The organism is Streptomyces apricus (assembly GCF_008369065.1).
Taxonomy (GTDB): Bacteria; Actinomycetota; Actinomycetes; order Streptomycetales; family Streptomycetaceae; genus Streptomyces; species Streptomyces apricus.
On record NZ_VDFC01000124.1, the window covers coordinates 1 to 4,033 of the forward strand.

The following is a 4,033-nucleotide window of genomic DNA, read 5'->3' on the forward strand; positions in this document are numbered from 1 at the left end:
CTCGGGCTCCTCGCCGCGCGGCGAGGAGCCCGAGGTGCTGCAGCTCGGCGACGACCTTCGCGGCATGCGTGTACGGCACCTCCATGGCGGCCGCGACGTCGCGGGTGGTCGGCGTCGTCGTCCCGTCGGCGACGGCGAGCCGCATCAGGACGCGCAGAGCCAGGTCGGTCGATCGCAGCAGCCGCATACCGGCAGCGTAGATAATGCGCATTGCCGGTTCAAATTATCTGCCGGTGCCCCGGCCATTCGGCCAATCCCGCGGGCTCCTGGACCGCATCCACTCCTCCCCCACTACGATCAGCTGACCACTCCACCGCCCCTTTCCCCCAGAAGGACCGCCCCATGGGTTCCGCGAAGAAGACAGAGACCGCGTCGCGCAAGGCGCGGATAGAGGAGATGCGGCGCGCCGAGCAGGCCCGTGAGCGCCGCAACAGGGTCCTCACGATCACCGCCAGCGTGCTCGTCGTCGCCGGGCTCGTCGCCGGTGGCGCGTTCCTGATCAACTCGCAGTCCGACGACAAGGACAGCAGCGCGGCGAGCGACTCGAAGGCGGCTTCGGGGAAGTTCGTCACGGGCGAGGACGGGGTGAAGAAGTGGAGCACCAAGCTCACGCAGAACCACGTCGCCAAGGACGTGACGTACCCGATGGAGCCGCCGGTCGGCGGTGACCACAACCAGGTCTGGATGAACTGCAACGGCGACGTCTACGAAAAGGCGATCAAGAACGAGAACGCCGTGCACTCGCTGGAGCACGGCGCGGTCTGGGTGACGTACAACAGCAAGGCCCCGGACGCCGACGTGAAGGCGCTCACCGAGAAGGTCAAGAAGACGCCGTACTCGCTGATGAGCCCCGTAGAGGACCAGAAGGACCCGATCATGCTCTCCGCGTGGGGGCACCAGCGGACGGTGAAGGGCGCGAGCGACCCGGACGTGGCCGCGTTCTTCGAGACGTTCGTCCAGGGCAAGCAGACCCCGGAGCCGGGGGCCGCCTGCACCAACGGCCTGGCGCAGTGAGCAGGAACGGGAGCAAGAGGGGGGCCAGGACCGCGGGCTGGATCAGCGGCGCCGCCGCGGCCGTCCTCGTGGCGGCCGGGGCGATCACCTACGCGGTCGCCGACGGCGACGACTCCGGGATGAGGCCCCCCGCGGCCGACTCCGCGGACGCGGGCTTCGCGCGCGACATGTCCGTGCACCACCAGCAGGCCGTCGAGATGTCGTACATCGTGCGCGACCTCACCGACGACGAGGAGGTGCGCCGCCTCGCGTACGACATCGCGCAGACCCAGGCCAACCAGCGCGGCATGATGCTGGGCTGGCTGGACCTGTGGGAGCTGCCCAAGGTGTCCGCCGACGAGCCCATGGAGTGGATGGGCATGGCCGGCATGGGGGCCGGCGAGGACGGCGCGCTGATGCCGGGCATGGCGACCGACACCGAGATGGACGCGCTGCGCAAGCTGAGCGGCAAGGCCGCCGAGGTGCGCTACCTGCAGCTCATGTACGCCCACCATGTGGGCGGTGTGCACATGGCCAAGGGGTGCGTGGAGCGGTGCCAGGTCGGTGTGGAGCGGCGGCTCGCGCAGGGCATGGTCCAGGCGCAGGAGTCCGAGATGAAGCTGATCTCGGACCTGCTGGCGAAGCGGGGCGCGAAGCCGCGGAACTGATTCGGCGCCGGGTCGGGTCGGCGCCGACTCGGTACCGGGCCGGCACCGGCTCGGCGCGGGGTCGGCACCGGCTCGGCACCGGGCGGGCCCGGGCCGACAGCGGGCGGGGCCGGGCCGACGGCGGCGCGCAGCCCGCAGCTCGTGGCCCGTGCCCCCGCGTCCGAGGACTCCCGTAGCGCCCGCTCAGATCTGGTTCGCGCCCCCGTCGACGTGGAACTCCACGCCGACGACGTAGCTGCTCTGCTCCGAGGCCAGGAAGGCCACCAGGGCGGCCGCCTCCTCGGGGCGGCCGAAGCGGCCCTTGGGCACGGTCGTGGCAACGGTCTCCTTGACGGCCCGGACGGTCTCCTCGTCGCCGAAGGCCGCCATGCCACCGGGAGTCTCGATCCACGCCGGTGAGACGACATTGACCCGGATCCCGCGGTCCTTGAGCTCGACGGACCACGCCCGCGCCAGGGCCCGCACCGCCGCCTTCGACGCCGAGTACGCGCCGAAGCCCGCGACCCCGCGACTGGCGGCGGCCGACCCAATCAGGACGACCGACGCTCCGTCGTTGAGCAGCGGCAGCGCCTTCTGCACCGTGAACACCGTGCCCCGGACGTTGACCCCGAAGATCTGGTCGACGTGCTCCTCGGTGGTCTCCTCCAGCGTCACGAACGAGGCGACGGCCGCGTTCGCCACGAGCACGTCCACACCCGTGCCTCTCGCCCGGACCTCCTCGTAGAGCCGGTCCAGGTCCTGCGGATCGGAGACGTCCCCGACCACCGCGGTGGCCCGGTGGGCCCCGATCGTCTCGACGGCGGCCTTCAGCTCGGCCTCGCGCCGCCCGGTGACGAACACGTACGCGCCCTCGTCCGCCAGCCGCACGGCGGTCGCCAGACCTATGCCGGTGCTGCCCCCGGTGACGACCGCCGTCCTGCCTTCCAGCTGTCCCATGTGAATCTCCGTCGGTTTCTCGCTGTCCCTACCGTTCGACATCGATACTGCGAGAGACCGGGCGCTTCATCCATAATGTGGAGTCCAGGATCCTTTACGTATCGTCCAGGAGGTGCCGTCGGTGCTCGGGTTCCAGGATCCGGTGGCTGACGCGATCAGCCTGCTGCGGCCCCGCACCGTGGTCGGGCCCAGCCTCAAGGCCTCAGGCGAGTGGGCCGTGCGCTTCGACGCCTTCCTGCACGTACGGATCGGGGGCCTCGTGAGCGGCACGTGCTGGCTGCTCGTCGAGGGGCAGGAACCGGTGCTCCTGCGCGAGGGGGACACCTTCATGCTCGGCAACCCGCCCCCCTACGTGTTGGCCTCCACGCCCGACGCGAGGCCACGCCCGGCGGAACAGGTGCTGGCGGGCGCCGAGGACGGGCTCGTGCGGATCGGCCCGGAGTCCGAGGACGACCTCTACCTCTGCGTCGGGCACATCGGGTTCGACGACAGGAACGCGTCCCTCCTGACCGATCTCCTGCCGCCGCTCGTGATCGTCCGTGTGGACGATCCCCATGGCGGGCGGCTCGCCCAGCTGATCGATCTCCTGGCCACCGAGGTCGGGATCACCGCCGCCGGCGGTCCGCTGGTGCAGAGCCACCTCGCGCAGATCCTGCTCGTGCACATGCTGCGCGCCCACGCCGCCCGGACGGACCGGCCCACCGGCTGGCTCGGCGCGCTGAACGAGGACGGCATCGGTACCGCCCTGCGCGCCGTGCACGCGGACGTGGCCCACCCCTGGACCCTCAAGGAACTCGCCGAGCTCAGCAACATGTCGCGTTCCGCGTTCGCCCACGCCTTCAAGCGCCATGTCGGGGTCCCGCCCCTGGAGTACCTGATCCAGTGGCGCATGAGCCTCGCACGCGACGCCCTCGCCCGCGACAGCCGATCGATCTCCGAGCTCGCACGGGCCACCGGGTATCTGTCCGAGAGCGCGTTCAGCACCGCGTTCCGCCGTGTGGTGGGCTCGTCGCCCGCGCAGTTCCGCAACCAGGCCAAGGAGTCGGCGCACTCAGCCGCCGAAGGCGTCTGACGTCGTCGCACCAGGAGTTTCAAGGGGTGGAGCTCTCCTGGGTGGTGAGGATCGCGTCCGCCACCTCTCCGGGGCGGTCGAGCATGACGAGGTGCCCGGCCGGGGCCGCTACGCGGAAGGTGCCGCCGAGCCGGCCGGCGAGGCGTTCCTGGCGGTCGAGCCACCGCCGTGAGCCGCCCGCGTACGCGGCGAGCACGGTGACCGGCGCCTCCAGCCCGTACCGCCGCCGCAGGGAGACCAGCTCGACGGCCTGGTCCCGGTAGGTCGCGTTCTCCGCGAGGACGGCCCGCAGGGAGCGGCTGGTGGAGTAGGCGCGCCGGACGAGGTCGTACGGGGCGGGGTCGTACGGGGCGGAGGCGTAGGG

General features: G+C 71.2%; 5 protein-coding genes and 1 pseudogene. 3 read left to right on the top strand and 3 right to left on the bottom strand.

The genetic code is table 11. The annotated features are described in order from the left end of the window. Positions 1-187: Rrf2 family transcriptional regulator (locus tag FGF04_RS38325; RefSeq protein ID WP_188114410.1), on the bottom strand; the 187-nt coding region annotated here is incomplete at its 3' end. Positions 188-342: 155 nt separating this feature from the next. On the opposite strand from FGF04_RS38325, the gene FGF04_RS38330 reads away from it, so the two are divergent. Then, positions 343-1,014, top strand: a complete 672-nt coding sequence (locus FGF04_RS38330) for a DUF3105 domain-containing protein (protein ID WP_149516009.1) — start codon at positions 343-345, stop codon at positions 1,012-1,014. Continuing rightward, positions 1,011-1,661, top strand: a complete 651-nt coding sequence (locus FGF04_RS38335) for a DUF305 domain-containing protein (RefSeq protein ID WP_235882732.1) — start codon at positions 1,011-1,013, stop codon at positions 1,659-1,661. The genes FGF04_RS38330 and FGF04_RS38335 overlap by 4 nt, the downstream gene beginning before the upstream one ends. Before the next feature lie 183 nt (positions 1,662-1,844). On the opposite strand, the gene FGF04_RS38340 is transcribed toward FGF04_RS38335, so the two are convergent. Next, positions 1,845-2,597: an SDR family NAD(P)-dependent oxidoreductase gene (locus tag FGF04_RS38340; protein ID WP_149516010.1), complete on the bottom strand. Its 753-nt coding sequence runs from the start codon at positions 2,595-2,597 to the stop codon at positions 1,845-1,847. 112 nt (positions 2,598-2,709) lie between these two features. On the opposite strand from FGF04_RS38340, the gene FGF04_RS38345 reads away from it, so the two are divergent. Beyond that, positions 2,710-3,669, top strand: a complete 960-nt coding sequence (locus FGF04_RS38345) for an AraC family transcriptional regulator (protein WP_235882733.1) — start codon at positions 2,710-2,712, stop codon at positions 3,667-3,669. Positions 3,670-3,688: 19 nt separating this feature from the next. On the opposite strand, the pseudogene FGF04_RS40480 reads toward FGF04_RS38345, so the two are convergent. Then, positions 3,689-4,033, bottom strand: a pseudogene (locus tag FGF04_RS40480) (alpha/beta fold hydrolase); the annotation flags it as partial.